The following is a 17,023-nucleotide window of genomic DNA, read 5'->3' as shown; positions in this document are numbered from 1 at the left end:
AGAGAACGATATGTCTCTAAATGAAGTGCATATTTCAAGTTTGGTAGTACACGTACTGCCTGAGCATCTGGATGAGATCAAGGCCCAGATCGAAGCGTATGAAAACGCCGAGATATACGGTGACAGTCCAGAAGGCAAAATCGTTGTGGTGCTGGAGACCGAAAACCAGGGATTCATTACCGATACTATCGATGCGATTAATAATTTACCGAATGTCTTAAGTACCGTCTTGGTTTACCACCAAATTGAGACTGAACTTGAACAAACAGATAACCAAGACACTGGAACACAACATTCCCAAATTGAGGGTGAAGTATGAAAATGACAAGACGTGCGTTTGTGAAAGCAAACGCGGCTGCATCGGCTGCTGCTGTAGCAGGTATTACATTACCAGCCTCTGCCGCAAACCTGATTGCCAGCTCTGACCAGAGCAAAATCACATGGGACAAAGCGCCTTGTCGTTTTTGTGGTACAGGTTGTTCTGTTCTAGTTGGTACGCAAAATGGCAAAGTGGTCGCTACACAAGGTGACCCAGAAGCGCCGGTAAACAAAGGTCTGAACTGCATCAAAGGCTATTTCCTGTCTAAAATCATGTACGGTCAAGACCGTCTGACACAGCCATTGCTGCGCATGAAAGATGGCAAATACCACAAAGATGGCGAGTTTACGCCAGTTTCTTGGGATGTCGCTTTCGATACGATGGCTGAGAAGTGGAAAGCATCGCTAGAGAAAAAAGGCCCAACTAGTGTCGGTATGTTCGGTTCTGGTCAATGGACCGTAATGGAAGGCTACGCTGCAGCAAAAATGATGAAAGCAGGCTTCCGTTCAAATAACATCGACCCGAACGCACGTCACTGTATGGCTTCTGCGGTAGTTGGCTTCATGCGCGCCTTTGGTATTGATGAGCCGATGGGATGTTACGACGACTTCGAGAACGCAGATGCATTCGTTCTTTGGGGTTCTAACATGGCAGAAATGCACCCTGTACTGTGGACACGTATTACTGACCGTCGCCTGAGCCACCCTCATGTTCGAGTCAATGTCCTTTCTACCTACTACCACCGTTCATTTGAGCTGGCGGACCATGGCTACATTTTCAATCCTCAGTCTGACCTTGCGATCGCTAACTTCATCGCCAACTACATCATCGAAAATGACGCGGTAAACTGGGACTTCGTTAACAAGCACACCAACTTCACTCAAGCAGACACCGATATTGGTTACGGCTTACGTGATGACGACCCGTTACAAAAAGCCGCCAAAAATCCAAACTCAGGCAAACTGACTGCTATCTCTTTTGAAGAGTACAAAAAGTCTGTTGCTCCGTACACCGTTGAGAAAGCGTCGGAAATCTCTGGTGTAGAACAAGAGAAACTCATCGAGCTTGCGAAACAATACGCGGATCCAAACACAAAAGTGATGTCACTTTGGACCATGGGTATGAACCAGCATACTCGCGGCGTATGGATGAATAACCTGGTTTACAACATCCACTTGCTAACGGGTAAAATCGCGACTCCGGGTAACAGCCCGTTCTCATTGACTGGTCAACCATCAGCTTGTGGTACTGCGCGTGAAGTGGGTACCTTTGCTCACCGTCTGCCAGCAGACATGGTGGTAGCAAACCCTAAACACCGTGAAATCGCAGAGAAGATCTGGAAACTGCCTGAAGGTACGATTCCTCCAAAACCAGGCTTCCACGCGGTTCTTCAAGACCGAATGCTAAATGACGGTGTATTGAACTGTTACTGGGTTCAATGTAACAACAACATGCAGGCAGGTCCGAACATTAACACTGAGCGTCTTCCTGGTTACCGTAACCCAGAAAACTTCATTGTGGTGTCAGACCCATACCCAACCGCGACAGCGCAAGCGGCCGACTTGGTACTTCCTACTGCAATGTGGATTGAGAAAGAAGGCGCTTACGGTAACGCAGAACGCCGTACTCAAGCCTGGTATCAACAAGTTGGTACGGTAGGCGAAGCGAAATCGGACCTATGGCAAGTCATGGAGTTCGCGAAACGCTTCAAAATGGAAGAAGTATGGCCAGAAGAGTTACTCGCAAAAGCACCTGAATACCGTGGTAAAACCATGTATGACATGCTGTTTAAAAACGGTCAGGTCGACAAGTTCCCTGTTGAAGAAGCACGTGAACTAAACGACGATTCTCATCACTTCGGCTACTACGTTCAAAAAGGCCTGTTCGAAGAATATGCAACATTTGGTCGCGGTCATGGCCATGACTTAGCACCTTACGATGTTTACCACACTGTACGCGGCTTACGCTGGCCTGTGGTTGATGGTAAAGAAACGCAATGGCGCTTTAAAGAAGGCTCTGATCCATACGCGAAAGCAGGCTCTGGTTGGGACTTTTATGGCAACGCAGATGGTAAAGCGAAGATCATCTCCGCGCCATACGAAGCGCCACCAGAAATGCCAGATTCCGAATACGATTTATGGTTATGTACAGGCCGTGTTCTTGAACACTGGCACACTGGTACCATGACTCGCCGTGTTCCTGAGCTTTACAAAGCGGTTCCAGATGCGGTGTGCTACATGCATCCTGAAGATGCGAAAGCACGTAATGTTCGTCGCGGCGAAGAAATACTGATCGCCAATAAACGTGGTGAAGTACGTGCACGTGTAGAAACGCGTGGTCGTAACCGCCCTCCACAAGGTTTGGTATTCGTACCGTTCTTTGATGCTCGTATTTTGATTAACAAGTTAATCCTTGATGCAACTGACCCACTGTCAAAACAGACAGACTTCAAAAAGTGCCCGGTCAAAATCACTAAGATTGCTTAACCCTTCAGATATCGAATAAAACGGCCGCCCACGCGGCGGCCTAAAAAAGAACTTAAGCCTTAAAGGCGGAGAAGAAACGATGAAAAAATTACTTGTCGCACTTTTATCTGTAGGTGCTTTGGTGACAGGCATTGCACAAGCTGAGTTAAACAACCCAGGTGGTACTGGTGGACTAGAATCTTTGCGTGGCATGTCTCAACTTGAAGATACTCGCCCTGCTGACGAGTTTAAAGACTTCCCAAAAGATCAAATCGTTGAGGATAGCTTTGTTTATCAGCCACCGCTGATTCCACATAGTATTCGTAACTATGAGGTGTCTTTAAACGCGAATAAATGTCTTGCCTGCCATAGCTGGAAAAATGCGAAAGACTCTGGCGCGACAAAAATCAGCGTAACCCATTATGTTAACCGTCAAGACGCTGTGCTTGCCGATGTCTCTCCTCGTCGCTTCTTCTGTTTGCAGTGTCACGTTCCGCAAACCGATGCGAAGCCATTAGTGGAAAACGAATTCCAAGCTGTAGATTCGCTTCAGTAAATGAAACGCGAGTGCTAAGAGGTTACTTATGAAAATACTTAAAGCGTTTTGGAATAGACTGAAGAGCCCAAGCAAAGCTGCCGCTGGTGTGGTTTTATTCCTCGGTTTTGCTGGCGGTCTGCTGTTTTGGGGCGCATTTAACACGGGAATGGAAGCGACCAACACCGAAGAGTTCTGCTCTGGTTGCCACGCGCCAATTGTTGCTGAGATCAAAGAGACTATCCACTACTCAAACCGCTCTGGGGTACGAGCGATTTGTTCAGACTGTCACGTTCCGCATGAGTGGACAGATAAGATCGTACGTAAAGTTCAGGCTTCAAAAGAGTTGTTTGCTCACTATGTTTTGCGCACTATCGATACGCCAGAGAAATTCCAGGAACGTCGTGGACATTTGGCAGAACGTGAATGGGCTCGTATGAAGAAAAACGACTCTTTAGAATGCCGTAACTGCCACGAGTTCGACTATATGGACTATTCACAACAAGGCTCTCGTGCTTCTGCGCAACACTCTACAGCGTTGGCTTCAGGCGATAAAACCTGTGTAGATTGTCATAAAGGTATCGCACACAAATTACCTGATATGCACGGCGTAGAAGGCTGGCAATAAGGAGAACTGACCATGAGTACACTAGAATCTGTGATTTGGCACATCCTAGGATACAGCGCAATGCCAGTAATCATCTTGTCTGGCTTTGTTGGCGTAGCTGCCGTTTCTCTATGGGTGTTGTCGCTGGGTAAAGACAAGAACCTGTAATCCAAACAACGCAATGCATGGATACGCGAAAGCAACCATGTTCCAAACTTGTTCATGCATCAATCGTTAAACAGCGCTGGGATAATCTCAGCGCTGTTTTATTTTACGCCGGATCAGATAAAAAAAAGCGACCACGAGGGCCGCCAAGAGTATCGCCAAAATAATAATGCGGAAGGAAACATAACCATTTAAGGTCATTTCACAGGCAATACCTGTTTAACGTAGGTTCCCGGCGCTTCATCAATCACAGGATTGTTTTCAGAGCCTACAGGGAATGGTTCAACCTGCTCTTCTGGATTGAACTGAAGTAGCCATTCGTTCCAATGCGTCCACCAGGACCCATCTTTACGTTCAGCACTGCTTAGCCATTCCTCGGCAGAGTCTTCTAGCGTATCGTTCAACCAATAGCCGTACTTGCCCTTAGACGGTGGATTGACAATACCTGCTATGTGCCCAGATTCACCTAGTACAAACGTCTTGTTACCACCCGTGTTCAGAGCGCCACGGTACGTGCCTTGCCATAGTGCGATATGGTCTTCTTTGGTTGATACAAAGTAGCTTGGGATTTTAATCTTATTCAGATCCATCCAAACGCCGCCGATTTTCACGCCTTTATCTTGTATCAGTTTGTTTTCCAAATAGAGCTCTCGAAGCAGGAAGTTATGCGCGGCAGCACTCACGTTGGTACTATCGCTGTTCCAGTACAACAAGTCGAAATCTACCGGACTATTGCCTTTCAAGTAATTGTCCACGTAGTAGTTCCAGTACAAGCTGTTCTCACGCAACAAACTGAATGTCACACTTAAAGAACGGCCATCCATGTAACCTTTCGCGTTGTTCTGTGCTTCTATCGCACTGATGATGACATCATTAATGTAGGCCCCCACTTCTCCCGGCTGAGAAAAGTCGAGAAGCGTCGTAAAGAAGGTCGCGGATTTAATGCGTTTCTTCATGCGCTTCGCCGCATAGTAGGCAACAGTACTTGCAAGAACGGTCCCGCCGATACAGTAACCAACGGCATTGACTTGCTCTTGACCAGTAATGTCTTCAATCGCTGCGACAGCTTTTACCACACCTTCAGTAACATAATCGCCAAACTCAACGTTCGCTTGCTCTTTACCGGGATTACGCCAGGACATCATAAATACAGTGTGTCCTTGCTCCAGCAACCAGCGAACCATCGAGTTCTTCTCGGTGAGATCAAGAATGTAGTACTTGTTAATGAACGGCGGTACGATCAGCAATGGCGTTGCATTCACCTTTTCCGTCACCGGACGGTATTGGATCAGCTCAAACAGTTCATTTTTGAAAACCACATCACCTGCCGTGGTGGCGACGTCTTCACCAACACGGAAAGCATTGTTGTTGGTCATACGGATTTTTAAAATATCCGCGCTCGACTCAACGTCTTCCTTAAACTGCTCTAAACCTACTAATAAGTTTTGACCGTTTTGTTCAAGTGTCAGTTTTAAAAGCTCTGGATTGGTCGCAATGAAGTTAGATGGGGAGAGGGCATTGATGGCTTGACGGGAAAAGAAAATAATTCGCTCTTTTGCCTTCTCATCTAAGCCTTCTAATGACTCGATGGTGTCCAAGTACGTTTTACTGAACAAAAGGTAAGATTGCTTGATGAAGCTATACATCGCCTCATTTTGCCAATCCTCATGAGAGAAACGCTTATCTCCCCTTTCTGCTTCTATTGTTTGCGTCTTGTTGCCTGCCAGAACAACGTTCTGCCAGATTTGCAGTTGTTGCTCCCACCATTCAGCTTGCAGCTTAAGAATAGCAGCAGGTTGATTGGCAGCTTGTTCAAACAGTTTGGCAGTGTCCTCAAAGTTCACTTCTTGCATAGCCTTGTTCAAAGGAGAATTCACGACTGCCTTGTTGACTTCGAAATCATGCCACCATTGTTGATTGGTTTCCTGAAGCTTTACAAGATAGTCCGAAAAGAAGTGTTGAAACATAGTCTTACTCCTATATTCGGAAAAAACAACGCCGCCCAAATCTAGGGGCGGCGAGAATCGGACAAATTACGCTGGAGTAACAGTCTTAAGATTTTCCGAAGTCATTTTCTCAACGTCTTCTTTGAATTCTTTTGCGATAGCTTGCAGCTTGTTGCTGTCATCCATCATTTGTTGAGAAAGCTTAGTCAGTACGCTTAGCTGCTGGCTATTGAACGCAGTCAAAGAAGTCACGTCTTTGATTTCTGACGCTGCTTTCATTTGCGTAATACCCATTTCACTGTACGTGCGCATCGCGTTAAGTTGAAGCTCAGTTAGTACTTCAACGTTTTTAGTCACAAGCTTGTTAAACTTCAAGTAAGGTTCTAGCGTTTTTTCTGTTTGATCGCTGAATGTTTTGAAAAAATCAGTGTACATGGTGTATCTCCTAGATAAATGAATATAAATGTCCGTTTAAAAAAATTACTTAATTGCTTTTAGAATGACAGCTGTCCCCATACCGCCACCCACACACAGTGAAGCTACACCGTATTGGGCGTCCTGCTTATGAAGTTCGTGAACTAAAGTGACCAGAATTCGGTTGCCAGAGGCACCAAGTGGGTGACCTAATGCAATCGCACCGCCATTAAAGTTTGCTTTATCTTGAATCGAACTGACTGGAACTTGGTTTGTTTCCGCCAACTGATGAATCACCCCAAGAGCCTGAGCGGCAAAGGCTTCATTCAGCTCGTATACATCAATATCCTGAATATTAAGCTCTGCTTTCTTGAGCGCTTTATTCACTGACTCGACTGGCCCTAGCCCCATGATCTTTGGATCGATACCTGACTGCGCATAACTGACAACCTCAGCCAGAGGTGTCAAACCATGAGCTTGAACCGCGCTTTCTGATGCCACGATGATCGCACTCGCACCATCGTTGATACCTGATGCGTTACCCGCTGTGACTGTACCTTCACGGTCAAAGGCCGGGCGAAGCTTGCTCAAGCCTTCAAGTGTCGCGTTTGCCTTAGGGTATTCATCTGTATCGAAAATAATCGTTTCACGGCGCTGAGTTACTTCAACCGGTACGATTTCATCTTTGAATTTTCCTGCTTCAATCGCGGCAACCGCTTTCTGTTGGCTGGCTAAAGCATACGCGTCTTGCTGCTCGCGGCTAATGCCCACTTCCTTTGCCACATTTTCCGCAGTCACACCCATGTGGTACTGATTGTAAATGTCCGTTAGGCCATCGGTGATCAACAGATCTTTCAGTTCCATGTTGCCCATTTTATTCCCATCGCGGACGCTACTAGGAACGATGAACGGGATTTGAGACATCACCTCAACGCCTGCAGCAACAACCACTTGAGCATCACCGCTGCGAATGTGAGAAACCGCATCCATCACGGTTTTCATGCCACTACCACAAACCATGTTGACGCCATACGCTGGTACAGACTCCGGAACACCCGCAAATATTGCCGCTTGGCGACCAACGCCCATCCCTTGGCCAGCACTAACGACGTTACCAACAATCACTTCATCAATCTTGTCGCTTCCGAGATTTGCAGCTTCAAGCGCCCCTTTAATAGCGACTGCTGCCAGATTGCCTGCTGAAGTATTTTTTAAACTTCCACCAAATGCGCCAATAGGTGTACGCTTTGCTGCTACGATATAAACTTTTTCCATCATCTCTATCCTTAGTGCATGTAAAGGCCGCCGTTCACCGACAGTGTTTCGCCGGTGATGTATGCGCCTGCATCACTCACTAAGAAGCTAACAGATGCTGCAATTTCTTCTGGTGTCGCTAAACGCTTCATTGGAATTTGATTAGTAATCGATTCCAACACTTCTGGCTTCATTTGCTCTACCATTGGTGTCCCTGTGTACCCTGGGGCAATCACATTAACGGTAACGCCTGAACGTGCGCCTTCAAAAGCCAACGCCTTAGAGAAGCCGATCATGCCTGCTTTCGCAGCCGAGTAATTTGCTTGGCCAAACTGCCCTTTCAGACCGTTAACCGACGAGATATTGATGATGCGCCCGCTACCTTTTTCACACATTGCTGCGAAAATTGGTTGAGTAACGTTGAACAAGCTATTCAGGTTGGTATTGATTACATCGTTCCAAGCTTCTGCGGTCATCTTCTTAAAGACGCCATCACGAGTGATACCTGCGTTGTTGACAACAACATCAAGCGTCCCCTCTTCTTGAAGCAAAAGGGCTAGCGTTTCTGCACACTGAGCAGTGTCGGTAACATCTAACTCTAAAAGGCGAACCTGATCTTTGGTAAACCCTTTGCTGTTAAACCACTCCAACGCACACTCATAGTTGCCAGTGTTGTAAGTAGCGATGACACGATAGCCATCGTTGACGAGTTGAGAGGAAATTGCGGAACCAATTCCGCCTTTTGACCCAGTGATCAAAGCGACTTTATTCATTGACGACTCCATTCTTTATCGGAAAATAAATCAAACTACTAATTACAAAATCTAATTGTTTAATAATTTATTCGGCAGAAATCCTTTAACGCCTTTTATTTTAATTTAATCCATAAGTATTACATTTCAAATAATACTATAGTCTATTTTCGTATTATTGATTTAGATCTCACAAACAATGAAAGGTTAAATAATTGTTAAATAATTAGCAATTAAATATAAGTCATTGTTTTAAAATGAAATTAAATCGTAGGCAAACTCAAACGAAAACCACAAAAAACCATAAAAATCAATAATTTACAAAAACAAGAACAAATTACACCATTTAGTGAAATAAGATCATATTTAATATTTACCAAGAGTTTTATAAACAAAAAAATAGAGTATTAGTTCAAAATTAATTATTGATTATATTAATGTAAACGTTTAACACGTTTAAAACGGCACCTTTGGTTTCGTAATTAAACGTGGAATATGAACTGTAAAAGAGAACTATTACTAATAATTAATTTATAACTATAACAATCAAATTAAAACCTTCGCTCCGAGCTGGTGCAAGCGCACTAATATGACGCGCTGATTAAACATTGATGTATTTTACTTTAATATAATTAATTAAGTTCAATAATATAAATATAAAAGTGATTAAAAGTTAGTAGTAGCATCTGTAACGACTTTGCACTATCTTTGTGAGTCGTCCTTTAATTAGCTAATCGATACCACCTATGAATATGACATTGCTTAGTATGTTCATCCCTACCTTCTTTTTCGTCTCTATTACGCCAGGGATGTGTATGACACTTGCACTCACGTTAGGAATGAGTGTCGGGTATCGCCGCGCATTGTGGATGATGATGGGTGAGCTCGCAGGGGTTGCCCTTGTTTCGATCTCAGCAGTGCTGGGCATAGCGGCAATTATGCTTAATTATCCGTGGTTGTTTATCGTCCTTAAATTTATCGGCGGTGCCTATTTGCTTTACCTAGGCATTGAAATGTGGCGCTCCCGAGGCAAACTAGCAATCAATCTAGAGACAGAATCCGCCTTGCCTCAGGGCAACTGGAATTTAGTCATTCAAGGTTTCGTAACTGCGATTGCGAACCCAAAAGGCTGGGCTTTTATGATTTCTCTACTCCCACCATTTATTGATCAGAATGCTGCACTTGCGCCTCAATTGGCCGTTCTAATTTCCATTATTCTGATGTTTGAATTCATTTGCATGTCGCTTTATGCAACGGGAGGAAAAGGCTTAAAGCGTGTATTAGGTCATTCAAAAAATGTACGTCTTATGAATCGCGTTGCTGGCACTTTGATGATGGGTGTTGGAGTTTGGCTATTAATGAGTTAATGGCAAAGCACTAACTTCTGATAGCGCTCTAATAGCGTTCCCAAATAGTTTCTCTGTCTCCCACAATAGTATTTCCATTCCCATGAAATAAAAAACGCCACTTCAGAACGAGTGGCGTTTTTCTCTTAGCTATAAACACAAATATGCATTAAGGCGCAGTGTCAATCTCTACTGGTAAATAATGTTTTGGCTCCAATTTCAATCGCTCTGGTAAAACGGTACCAATTGAAATAGACGACCAAGTGCCAGATAGAACACCAATAAACATGGCAGTAGAAAATCCGGCCAACGCAGCTCCGCCCATGATCCACAATGCCCCGACTGTGATTAATGTGGTTCCGGATGTCACCATGGTACGAGAAAATGTCGCAATGACAGCTTGACCATTGATCTCTTCTGTTTTCCAGCTCTGCTTAGCGATGAGCAGCTCTCGAATTCGGTCAGCGATGATGATCGAGTCATTCAGAGAGTAACCAAGAATCGCCAAAATTGCGGCAAAAACGGTGAGGTTAAATTCCATCTGAGTAATCGCAAAGAAACCTAATACAAGCACCACATCGTGTGCGAGGGCGAATAATGATCCGCTGGCTAAACGCCATTCAAAGCGAAAACATAAGTAAGCCAAGATGGTTAAGACCGAAACGAGCAGCGCGAGACCACCTTGCTCAAACAGATCCTGACCAACTTGTGCCCCAACGATACTGTTACTGACCACATCGACCTGATGCGAAATCGGTTTTAATACATCCGCAACACTTGGTAGCTTTTGGCCTTGTTCTGGCGCTGAATAACGGATAACCCAGCGACCTTCTTCGCCTGAACGTGTCACAGATGTCGATTCACCCAATTCAGGCTGTAATGCACTGAGCAAATCTTGATTGGTTAACTGCTTGTCTATTTTAACTTCTGTCACCATCCCGCCGGTAAAATCGAGGCCCAGGTTTAACCCTTTCATTCCCAACGCGGCTAGCGCAATCACAGTCAAAATTAGTGAAACTAAGGTAGTAAAGTAGCGAATTTTACGAATATGCTGCTGTAATATTTTGACCATGATTAAACCCTCACATCACGACGGGCATCGCGGCCCCAAATTAAGTTGATCATTGCTCGAGAAGCAAATACGCCGGTAAACATACTGGTTAACAGACCCAAACCTAGCGTTAAAGCAAAGCCTTGGATCGGACCGTTACCAATCGCGTACAAAATCACAGCGGTAATCATGGTAGTAATATTGGCATCAAGGATGGTGGCAAACGCGCTGTCAAAACCAAGATCGATAGCCTGTGCAAAACTTCGGCCTTCGCGCATTTTGTCCTTAATTCGTTCAAAGATAATCACGTTAGTATCGACAGCCATGCCGACCGTAAGCACTAAACCTGCGATGCCCGGCAGAGTAAGAACTGCGCCCGGTAACAGAGCGATCAGCCCCAACAAACAAAGCATATTGGCACACAAAGCCACATTCGCGACCCAACCTAAACGGCGGTACCAAAGCGCCATAAACGTCAGCGTTAGACCTAGACCTAAAGCCAGTGCCGCAAAACCATTTTGGATATTTTCGGCACCAAGAGAAGCACCAATGGTGCGCTCTTCAACAATGGTGACCGGTGCGGTCAGAGAGCCAGCTCGCAGTAAAAGTGCCAGTTGCTGTGCTTCATCCATGCTTCCTGCGCCAGTAATACGGAACTGACTGCCGAGCTGAGATTGAATCGTCGCAACACTGATGACACGTTCGTTACGCTCGGTTACACCGCGTTCATTCGTCTTGTATTCACGGTAAACCGTCGCCATTGGCTTACCAATATGGGTAGCAGAAAAGTCACTCATTTTCTTACCACCAGCATGGTCAAGCGAGATGTTTACCTCTGACATGCCCATTTTGTCCACACCAGCACGAGCGTTCACAATGTGCTCACCAGTCAGGACCGGACGCTTGCTCAGTGTCACGGTGCGACCATCATTGTCTTTCAATACCAAATCTTGGCTGCTTTGCGCTTTGCTTGCATCTTCCACTTCATAGAAAGCCAGACTTGCCGTTGCACCAATCACATTTTTCGCTTGTGCTGGGTCTTGAACACCAGGTAGCTCAATACGAATGCTCTCTTTACCCTGACGCTGAACAAGTGCTTCCGTAATACCCAACTCTTCAATTCGACCACGCATGATCTTCAGGTTCTGCTGTAGCGTCGTGGACTGGAATTCCTGGATATTTTGCTCACTAGGCTCCAGCACGAATCCTCTTACTGAACTTTTTGCTACCCAGCCTGGGTAATTTTGCTGCAAGAACTGGGTTACCTCAGCGAGTGCCTTTTCACTCTCACTGTTGACGGCAATACGATTTCCACTTTCAGCGCGAACCTGAACACCACGTGTTCGATTGTCACGCAGGTCAGCTTTGATCTCATCGATCAGTGCGTCTCTTTGCTCTTCGAATGCTTTATTTACATCAACATTCAACAGGAACTGCACACCACCACGTAGATCAAGGCCCAGCTTAATCGGGTTAAAGCCCATCTCGCTCAACCATTCTGGCGCAACAGAGACATACGAGAAGGTGATACTGTCCTCTTTATCCAACTGTTTATTGAGTAGAGTACGAGCTTTACTTTGTGCGTCTTCACTGCCAAAAACGATGGTTGTTTTGCCATCCTTTTCGATGATTCTGTCGGTAGAAATATGGTTCGTTTTGAACAATTGATTGAGTTGTACCAGTGACATTTCAGTCTGGTTTTGGTCAGCGAAGGTCACTTGGATCGATGGCTGCTCGCCAAACCAGGTCGGAATGGCACTCAGCGTTAGAATAATGATTGTCGCGATAAGCACGACATATTTCCAAGCAGAATAGTGGTTTAGTAATTTTCTACTTTTGGCTGGTTTTGGTGTTTTCTTCATATAAACATCATCCCCTCACCCTTAGGTGAAGATTTTACTTTGATAGAGTCAAGACACGACAACCTACGCCCAGAAAATAATCCAGGATAAAGAATGCTCAGAACACAGATCTGTTCTGATGAATACCGTCGTCGTGTTGAGATTGCACAGAATGTGCAGAGTGATGGTGTTTAGGCAGAAAACTGACTATTGAGAGCAACATACATCGCATTGGTTTCTTTCCAACCAGAAAGGCGATAGTCGCTTGTGAAATGATGAAAAATGGACTGGTTTTGACGCCAGTTGATATTGATCAGGCTGTAACTATAGCCAACATCCGCATAGAAAGGCGCATTGAGGTCGCCAACAAAATCGACATCTTCTTCATCAAGCCCTTCTCGGACATGAGAGAGCCAGCGTTGCGAATTAAATATCGCCGACGAATCTGAATTTGCATGACCTTCAGATACCGGCGCGCGCGTGGACTCTTCTGACGCCTCAGAAAAATCATCGTCTGAAATTGGGGATGTGCTTGCTGCAACAAAAGGCTGCAGTTTACTGAAATGCGGTAAGTGAGCTTTCTGATCTGCCTGGGCAGCCGAAACATGCACTGGCAGTAATACCATTGCAAGCAGCAGAAAAAATAGCTTTCTAAGATAAATCAGAGGCATGAAATCTCACTAAAACAAAACACGGCCGAGTTTACTCACCCGGCCCGATGATAGTATGCCTATTGATCAAGCTGAACAACTAAAAAGATCTAAATCTCTGATTCCATCTTTGCCATTACGTAAACGCTTTGCATCTAACGATAGAATATTTCGCCACTATCGACGTCCAGATAGATTTTGTTTTCCTGCTCTAAACCACCACAATATATGAAGTACACATTTCGCTGCTTGTAAGTCACAGAACGAACCCATCCGCCAAGTTCTGTGAAATCTTCTGGCTCACACGTATTGTCGTCCAACAGCAGTTGTGTCTTGTTGCGAAATATTTCTAGATTGTCTTTTAAATCGTCTGACTTCTGTAAATACCCATCGAGTATCTCTAAGCGCTCTTGCTCTTTAATCACGGGCTCAGCATCCGACAGCCCTTTTGAATCTAACCATTCCGCCGTTTCTTCACCGCCGTCCTCATAAACGAGATAATCGGAGATGCGATACCAACCGTTAGACTTTTCCAAAACGACGACCTTTTCCCCTTTGTAGATCGTATCAACAACTAACGCGTTATGGTCTGGTTTGTTGTACGCGCTAACCTGACGTTCAATCACGTAATACTCGGTCGTTTCAGGCGGTACAGATTCCAAATCCATGACAGGTTTTGACGCTTCTTCTTTTACTTGAGCTTTAGGAGAGGTCGCTTCGGCTGCCTGTTCAGGCTGATCCTTTTGCATAAAGAAGAAATAATAACCAAAACCAGCGCCTCCAAGCAGTAATACAGCCATCATCACGATAAGCGCTTTCTTCATATCTTTTCCCTTCTATTTTGGGCAAATATCCCAAAAGATACTTGATTATACTTCGCCAGCAATAAACTATAGTTAAAAGAGTCGCTTAACTAACGTGAATAATAATGATAAACAAGCTTAAATGGATACTTTTGCTTTTCGTCTTCCCATCGGTATGCTATTCAAATGTGCCATGCACCCCGTCTTCATGGAATGATAATCTGAATGAATTCAACAGGCTAGAGTCTAAGTACAATCAGCATGTCAAAGTCTTCAACGCACTTCTGATTGAACATAAACAACGACCACTCTTATCCAAGGAGTTTTCTCCCAACGAGCTAGTGATGCTTTGGCGCGTAAAGTCTCGTCGAGATATGCTCCAGACTCAGCTGGACGCATCTATACAATACCGTAAAGAATTAACTCAAAAAGCCAGTGAAATAACCAAACTCAGTACACAATCTCAGTGGTCCGCCAACGGTTGGGAGAAATTGGCTCAAAGTTGTAAGTTATCAGAAAAGATGTCAAACCAGATTACCGCAGAGTGGTATCAGACGAATGCGAATCAACTTGCTGAAGACTATACTAAATTATCCTCACTTTATCTTGGTTTAGCCTCAGTCTACGAGATAGAAGCAAGCGCTTTAACATCTGCGAAACATCAAAGAAACATAAATTCGGCCACACCATAATCTGCCGCACCAATTTGAATCATTTGCATTCAATCTGGATAATTTTAAGAGACATAGGTCACAATAATGCTTTACTTGTGGCTAATAATTGGTTACTTTAGCCGTTAATAAAGTTTAACAAATAGTCACAACTGGCTGGGATGATGCTACAAAAATGGTTATCAATCGACTAAGTAACAGGCAAGACCCTAATACTACTAAAGCCAAGTTTTTGTCAGTAGTTAGGCACGTAAAACAATTCGGTTCAATCAGTGATCTGGACCTATGTAAAATCTTCGGAGAAACAATTTGGAGCGATGGGAGGGAATACCATTCAGCTGCTTTCTCATTTAAAGTAGATAGACGGACCGGCAATTGTGAAATATCACAATACAAAAATAGCCAATAAATCGTAAAGAATTCGAAAGCGAAGTCAGTAAACGGACTTCGCTTTTTTGATCAAGCATAAACCGGAAGGCTCCCATTCCCCTTTACTTCTCGTATTGCTAAATGGGTATGAATGTCTTTGACGTTCTCCAGCCTCTGTAGTTTTCTGGTGAAGTTTTCATAGCCTTCAAGATCCTTACTGACCACTTCCAACAAGTAGTCGTACGCACCCGACACCACATGGCATGAGATGACCTCGTCCATTTCAACGATCGAATATTCAAATTCATCAATTGAAGAGGCTTGGTGGTTATTCAAACTGACTTCGACAAATACCGTCATCGCGATGCCAACCTTACCGCGGGATAATATCGCCCGGTATCCATTCACAACCCCTTCTTGCTCAAGACGCTTTATTCGCCTTGCGCATGGAGAAGGTGAAAGCCCCACTTGATCAGCGAGATCAGCCGTCGTCAGAGTGGCGTCTTTTTGAATCAGGTTAAGCAACTGCCTGTCTATTTTGTCCATTTCTCATTGTCTGCCAAATATCATCAATATTTATACGTTATACGCGTTTTTTCACTAACATTAAAATAAATCACGTCATAACTTGCCACCACTGAGCGTCCTTTTTGTTCGACAATGAACAAATCGATAACAAATTGGATACGTTAAGCATGATTCTGGGATACGCAGCAATATTAGTGACCTTACTTCTCTGGTCCGGTTTTTTCATTTCTCTCAAAGCAGGCGCAATCTCAGTACTTCAACCAGCCGATATCGCATTGGTTAGATTCTTGATTCCCAGCTTGGTTTTGCTCCCTTTTGTCCTAAAGAACAAAAAAACCATTAGCGTTATTCCCAATAAATATTTAACAGGCGTTGTAGTGGGGAGTGGGCTGCCTTACTTACTGCTGGTGGGTAGCGCGATGCACCTCGCCCCTGTGTCTCATGCCAGTGCTCTGATACCCGGCACATTACCGTTATTTGTCTCCGCCATCGCTGTTCTCTTTTATCAACAAGCATTGAGCAAACACCGTTTATTTGGCCTAACGACGGTATTATTGGGTATCTTTGTTTTCTTGTTTTCCAACACGGGCACAGATTACAACTGGTCACAATTACAAGGACATCTACTATTTCTTACTGGTAGTTTGATGTGGGCGGTCTTTACCATCAGCGCGCGTGTCGCTAACCTGAATGCTCATGTCTGTGCTGGCTTTGTAGCGATAATCTCGTTAGCACTGCTTATCATCGCGGTCGGTTTCGGCTGGATAGACAGCTATTTAGCCGTCACACCAATGAAGTACTGGCCATGGAAAGAACTGTTCGGGCACGCCATGCTTCAAGGGGTAGGCGCTGGCTTAATCGCTTCCTATACTTTTATATACGCGATCCGAATCATTGGTGCGGAAGCCAGTGCAGCGTTTGGCTCTTTAACTCCAGTCATTGCTACGTTGCTGGCGATCCCAATCTTTGGTGAGCAACCCGATACACTCACATGGCTTGCCCTAACGCTAGTAACGTGTGGCAGTATAATCGCGAGCCAGATATTTATGAAAAATGACCTTAGCCAAGCTTATCGCCCGCCCGTTCATCGTTAGCATAAGTTAGCCTTTTAAACAGGTTTTTGTGACCACAAGTTTGATATTTGCGAACATGGAATTATTAGATAAGTGGTCACTTTGTAATCGCTTTTGGGTTAAAACGAGGATAGCGTGGTGTTTGAAGAGATTAAAAAGCTATAATAGGCAGTTATTTACATAAAGTATGTTGCCTGAACAAATGGTGTTCTGATAGCCTCCCAAACAATAAGG

Annotated in this window: 17 protein-coding genes; 8 read left to right on the top strand and 9 right to left on the bottom strand. The window is 44.6% G+C overall.

Translation table 11 applies throughout. The features are described 5' to 3' along the window. The first annotated feature begins 10 nt into the window (after positions 1-10). The 5 genes from V1U08_RS14175 (at position 11) to V1U08_RS14155 (ending at position 4,094) form a co-directional block, all read left to right on the top strand. Positions 11-319: a chaperone NapD gene (locus V1U08_RS14175; RefSeq protein ID WP_014233793.1), complete on the top strand. Its 309-nt coding sequence runs from the start codon at positions 11-13 to the stop codon at positions 317-319. Continuing rightward, positions 316-2,805, top strand: coding sequence for a periplasmic nitrate reductase subunit alpha (gene napA / locus V1U08_RS14170; protein ID WP_014233792.1), 2,490 nt, complete (start codon positions 316-318; stop codon positions 2,803-2,805). Before V1U08_RS14175 ends, napA begins: the two co-directional genes overlap by 4 nt. Before the next feature lie 79 nt (positions 2,806-2,884). After that, positions 2,885-3,340, top strand: a complete 456-nt coding sequence (locus V1U08_RS14165) for a nitrate reductase cytochrome c-type subunit (protein WP_014233791.1) — start codon at positions 2,885-2,887, stop codon at positions 3,338-3,340. 28 nt (positions 3,341-3,368) lie between these two features. Continuing rightward, entirely contained in the window at positions 3,369-3,947 is a 579-nt protein-coding gene (locus tag V1U08_RS14160; RefSeq protein WP_014233790.1) for a NapC/NirT family cytochrome c, read from the top strand. Positions 3,948-3,959: 12 nt separating this feature from the next. Beyond that, positions 3,960-4,094, top strand: coding sequence for a TIGR02808 family protein (locus V1U08_RS14155; RefSeq protein ID WP_014233789.1), 135 nt, complete (start codon positions 3,960-3,962; stop codon positions 4,092-4,094). A 194-nt stretch (positions 4,095-4,288) separates the two neighbouring features. Here V1U08_RS14155 and phaC read toward each other — a convergent pair whose 3' ends face one another. From phaC to V1U08_RS14135, 4 genes are all read right to left on the bottom strand, one after another. Then, a complete protein-coding gene (gene phaC / locus V1U08_RS14150) occupies positions 4,289-6,058 on the bottom strand; it encodes a class I poly(R)-hydroxyalkanoic acid synthase (protein ID WP_014233788.1) in 1,770 nt (589 codons plus the stop codon). A 66-nt stretch (positions 6,059-6,124) separates the two neighbouring features. After that, positions 6,125-6,472: a phasin family protein gene (locus V1U08_RS14145; protein WP_014233787.1), complete on the bottom strand. Its 348-nt coding sequence runs from the start codon at positions 6,470-6,472 to the stop codon at positions 6,125-6,127. A 45-nt stretch (positions 6,473-6,517) separates the two neighbouring features. Next, complete coding sequence (locus tag V1U08_RS14140; RefSeq protein WP_330470849.1) at positions 6,518-7,726, bottom strand: acetyl-CoA C-acetyltransferase; 1,209 nt, start codon at positions 7,724-7,726, stop codon at positions 6,518-6,520. An 11-nt stretch (positions 7,727-7,737) separates the two neighbouring features. Continuing rightward, positions 7,738-8,478 carry an SDR family oxidoreductase gene (locus V1U08_RS14135; RefSeq protein WP_014233785.1) on the bottom strand — a complete coding sequence of 247 codons (741 nt, stop codon included), beginning with the start codon at positions 8,476-8,478 and terminating at the stop codon, positions 7,738-7,740. Positions 8,479-9,203: 725 nt separating this feature from the next. Here V1U08_RS14135 and V1U08_RS14130 point away from each other — a divergent pair. Beyond that, positions 9,204-9,824 carry a LysE family translocator gene (locus V1U08_RS14130; RefSeq protein ID WP_024372999.1) on the top strand — a complete coding sequence of 207 codons (621 nt, stop codon included), beginning with the start codon at positions 9,204-9,206 and terminating at the stop codon, positions 9,822-9,824. 148 nt (positions 9,825-9,972) lie between these two features. On the opposite strand, the gene secF is transcribed toward V1U08_RS14130, so the two are convergent. The 4 genes from secF to V1U08_RS14110 all read right to left on the bottom strand — a co-directional run bounded on the left by secF (position 9,973) and on the right by V1U08_RS14110 (position 14,169). Next, the gene (gene secF / locus V1U08_RS14125; protein ID WP_330470848.1) at positions 9,973-10,875 is read right to left on the bottom strand and encodes a protein translocase subunit SecF; all 903 of its coding nucleotides are present in this window, start codon (positions 10,873-10,875) and stop codon (positions 9,973-9,975) included. Positions 10,876-10,877: 2 nt separating this feature from the next. Continuing rightward, positions 10,878-12,716, bottom strand: coding sequence for a protein translocase subunit SecD (secD, locus tag V1U08_RS14120; protein ID WP_330470847.1), 1,839 nt, complete (start codon positions 12,714-12,716; stop codon positions 10,878-10,880). A gap of 170 nt (positions 12,717-12,886) precedes the next feature. Beyond that, positions 12,887-13,366 (bottom strand): hypothetical protein, encoded by a 480-nt coding sequence (locus V1U08_RS14115; RefSeq protein ID WP_020334158.1) that lies wholly within the window; start codon positions 13,364-13,366, stop codon positions 12,887-12,889. Positions 13,367-13,500: 134 nt separating this feature from the next. After that, positions 13,501-14,169 carry an SH3 domain-containing protein gene (locus V1U08_RS14110; protein ID WP_330470846.1) on the bottom strand — a complete coding sequence of 223 codons (669 nt, stop codon included), beginning with the start codon at positions 14,167-14,169 and terminating at the stop codon, positions 13,501-13,503. A gap of 104 nt (positions 14,170-14,273) precedes the next feature. On the opposite strand from V1U08_RS14110, the gene V1U08_RS14105 reads away from it, so the two are divergent. Continuing rightward, positions 14,274-14,840 (top strand): ATPase, encoded by a 567-nt coding sequence (locus tag V1U08_RS14105; RefSeq protein ID WP_065297786.1) that lies wholly within the window; start codon positions 14,274-14,276, stop codon positions 14,838-14,840. A 438-nt stretch (positions 14,841-15,278) separates the two neighbouring features. Here the strand turns inward: V1U08_RS14105 and V1U08_RS14095 are convergent, their stop codons facing one another. Then, positions 15,279-15,734, bottom strand: coding sequence for an Lrp/AsnC family transcriptional regulator (locus V1U08_RS14095; protein WP_014233778.1), 456 nt, complete (start codon positions 15,732-15,734; stop codon positions 15,279-15,281). A 149-nt stretch (positions 15,735-15,883) separates the two neighbouring features. Between V1U08_RS14095 and V1U08_RS14090 the strand changes: the two genes are divergently transcribed. Next, positions 15,884-16,810, top strand: a complete 927-nt coding sequence (locus tag V1U08_RS14090; protein ID WP_330470845.1) for a DMT family transporter — start codon at positions 15,884-15,886, stop codon at positions 16,808-16,810. Positions 16,811-17,023 lie beyond the last annotated feature (213 nt).

The organism is Vibrio sp. YYF0003, from assembly GCF_036350715.1.
Taxonomy (GTDB): domain Bacteria; phylum Pseudomonadota; class Gammaproteobacteria; order Enterobacterales; family Vibrionaceae; genus Vibrio; species Vibrio natriegens.
The sequence above is the reverse complement of the archived record's forward strand: the minus strand, read 5'-3'. Positions and strand labels throughout refer to the sequence as shown.

Coding starts and splice junctions, on each gene's coding strand:
- napA (WP_014233792.1), top strand. CDS start 316: ATGAAAATGACAAGACGTGCGTTTGTGAAAGCAAACGCGGCTGCATCG.
- V1U08_RS14145 (WP_014233787.1), bottom strand. CDS start 6,472: ATGTACACTGATTTTTTCAAAACATTCAGCGATCAAACAGAAAAAACG.
- V1U08_RS14090 (WP_330470845.1), top strand. CDS start 15,884: ATGATTCTGGGATACGCAGCAATATTAGTGACCTTACTTCTCTGGTCC.
- secF (WP_330470848.1), bottom strand. CDS start 10,875: ATGGTCAAAATATTACAGCAGCATATTCGTAAAATTCGCTACTTTACT.
- secD (WP_330470847.1), bottom strand. CDS start 12,716: ATGAAGAAAACACCAAAACCAGCCAAAAGTAGAAAATTACTAAACCAC.
- V1U08_RS14105 (WP_065297786.1), top strand. CDS start 14,274: ATGATAAACAAGCTTAAATGGATACTTTTGCTTTTCGTCTTCCCATCG.
- V1U08_RS14115 (WP_020334158.1), bottom strand. CDS start 13,366: ATGCCTCTGATTTATCTTAGAAAGCTATTTTTTCTGCTGCTTGCAATG.
- V1U08_RS14130 (WP_024372999.1), top strand. CDS start 9,204: ATGAATATGACATTGCTTAGTATGTTCATCCCTACCTTCTTTTTCGTC.
- V1U08_RS14140 (WP_330470849.1), bottom strand. CDS start 7,726: ATGGAAAAAGTTTATATCGTAGCAGCAAAGCGTACACCTATTGGCGCA.
- V1U08_RS14095 (WP_014233778.1), bottom strand. CDS start 15,734: ATGGACAAAATAGACAGGCAGTTGCTTAACCTGATTCAAAAAGACGCC.
- phaC (WP_014233788.1), bottom strand. CDS start 6,058: ATGTTTCAACACTTCTTTTCGGACTATCTTGTAAAGCTTCAGGAAACC.
- V1U08_RS14110 (WP_330470846.1), bottom strand. CDS start 14,169: ATGAAGAAAGCGCTTATCGTGATGATGGCTGTATTACTGCTTGGAGGC.
- V1U08_RS14165 (WP_014233791.1), top strand. CDS start 2,885: ATGAAAAAATTACTTGTCGCACTTTTATCTGTAGGTGCTTTGGTGACA.
- V1U08_RS14135 (WP_014233785.1), bottom strand. CDS start 8,478: ATGAATAAAGTCGCTTTGATCACTGGGTCAAAAGGCGGAATTGGTTCC.
- V1U08_RS14155 (WP_014233789.1), top strand. CDS start 3,960: ATGAGTACACTAGAATCTGTGATTTGGCACATCCTAGGATACAGCGCA.
- V1U08_RS14175 (WP_014233793.1), top strand. CDS start 11: ATGTCTCTAAATGAAGTGCATATTTCAAGTTTGGTAGTACACGTACTG.
- V1U08_RS14160 (WP_014233790.1), top strand. CDS start 3,369: ATGAAAATACTTAAAGCGTTTTGGAATAGACTGAAGAGCCCAAGCAAA.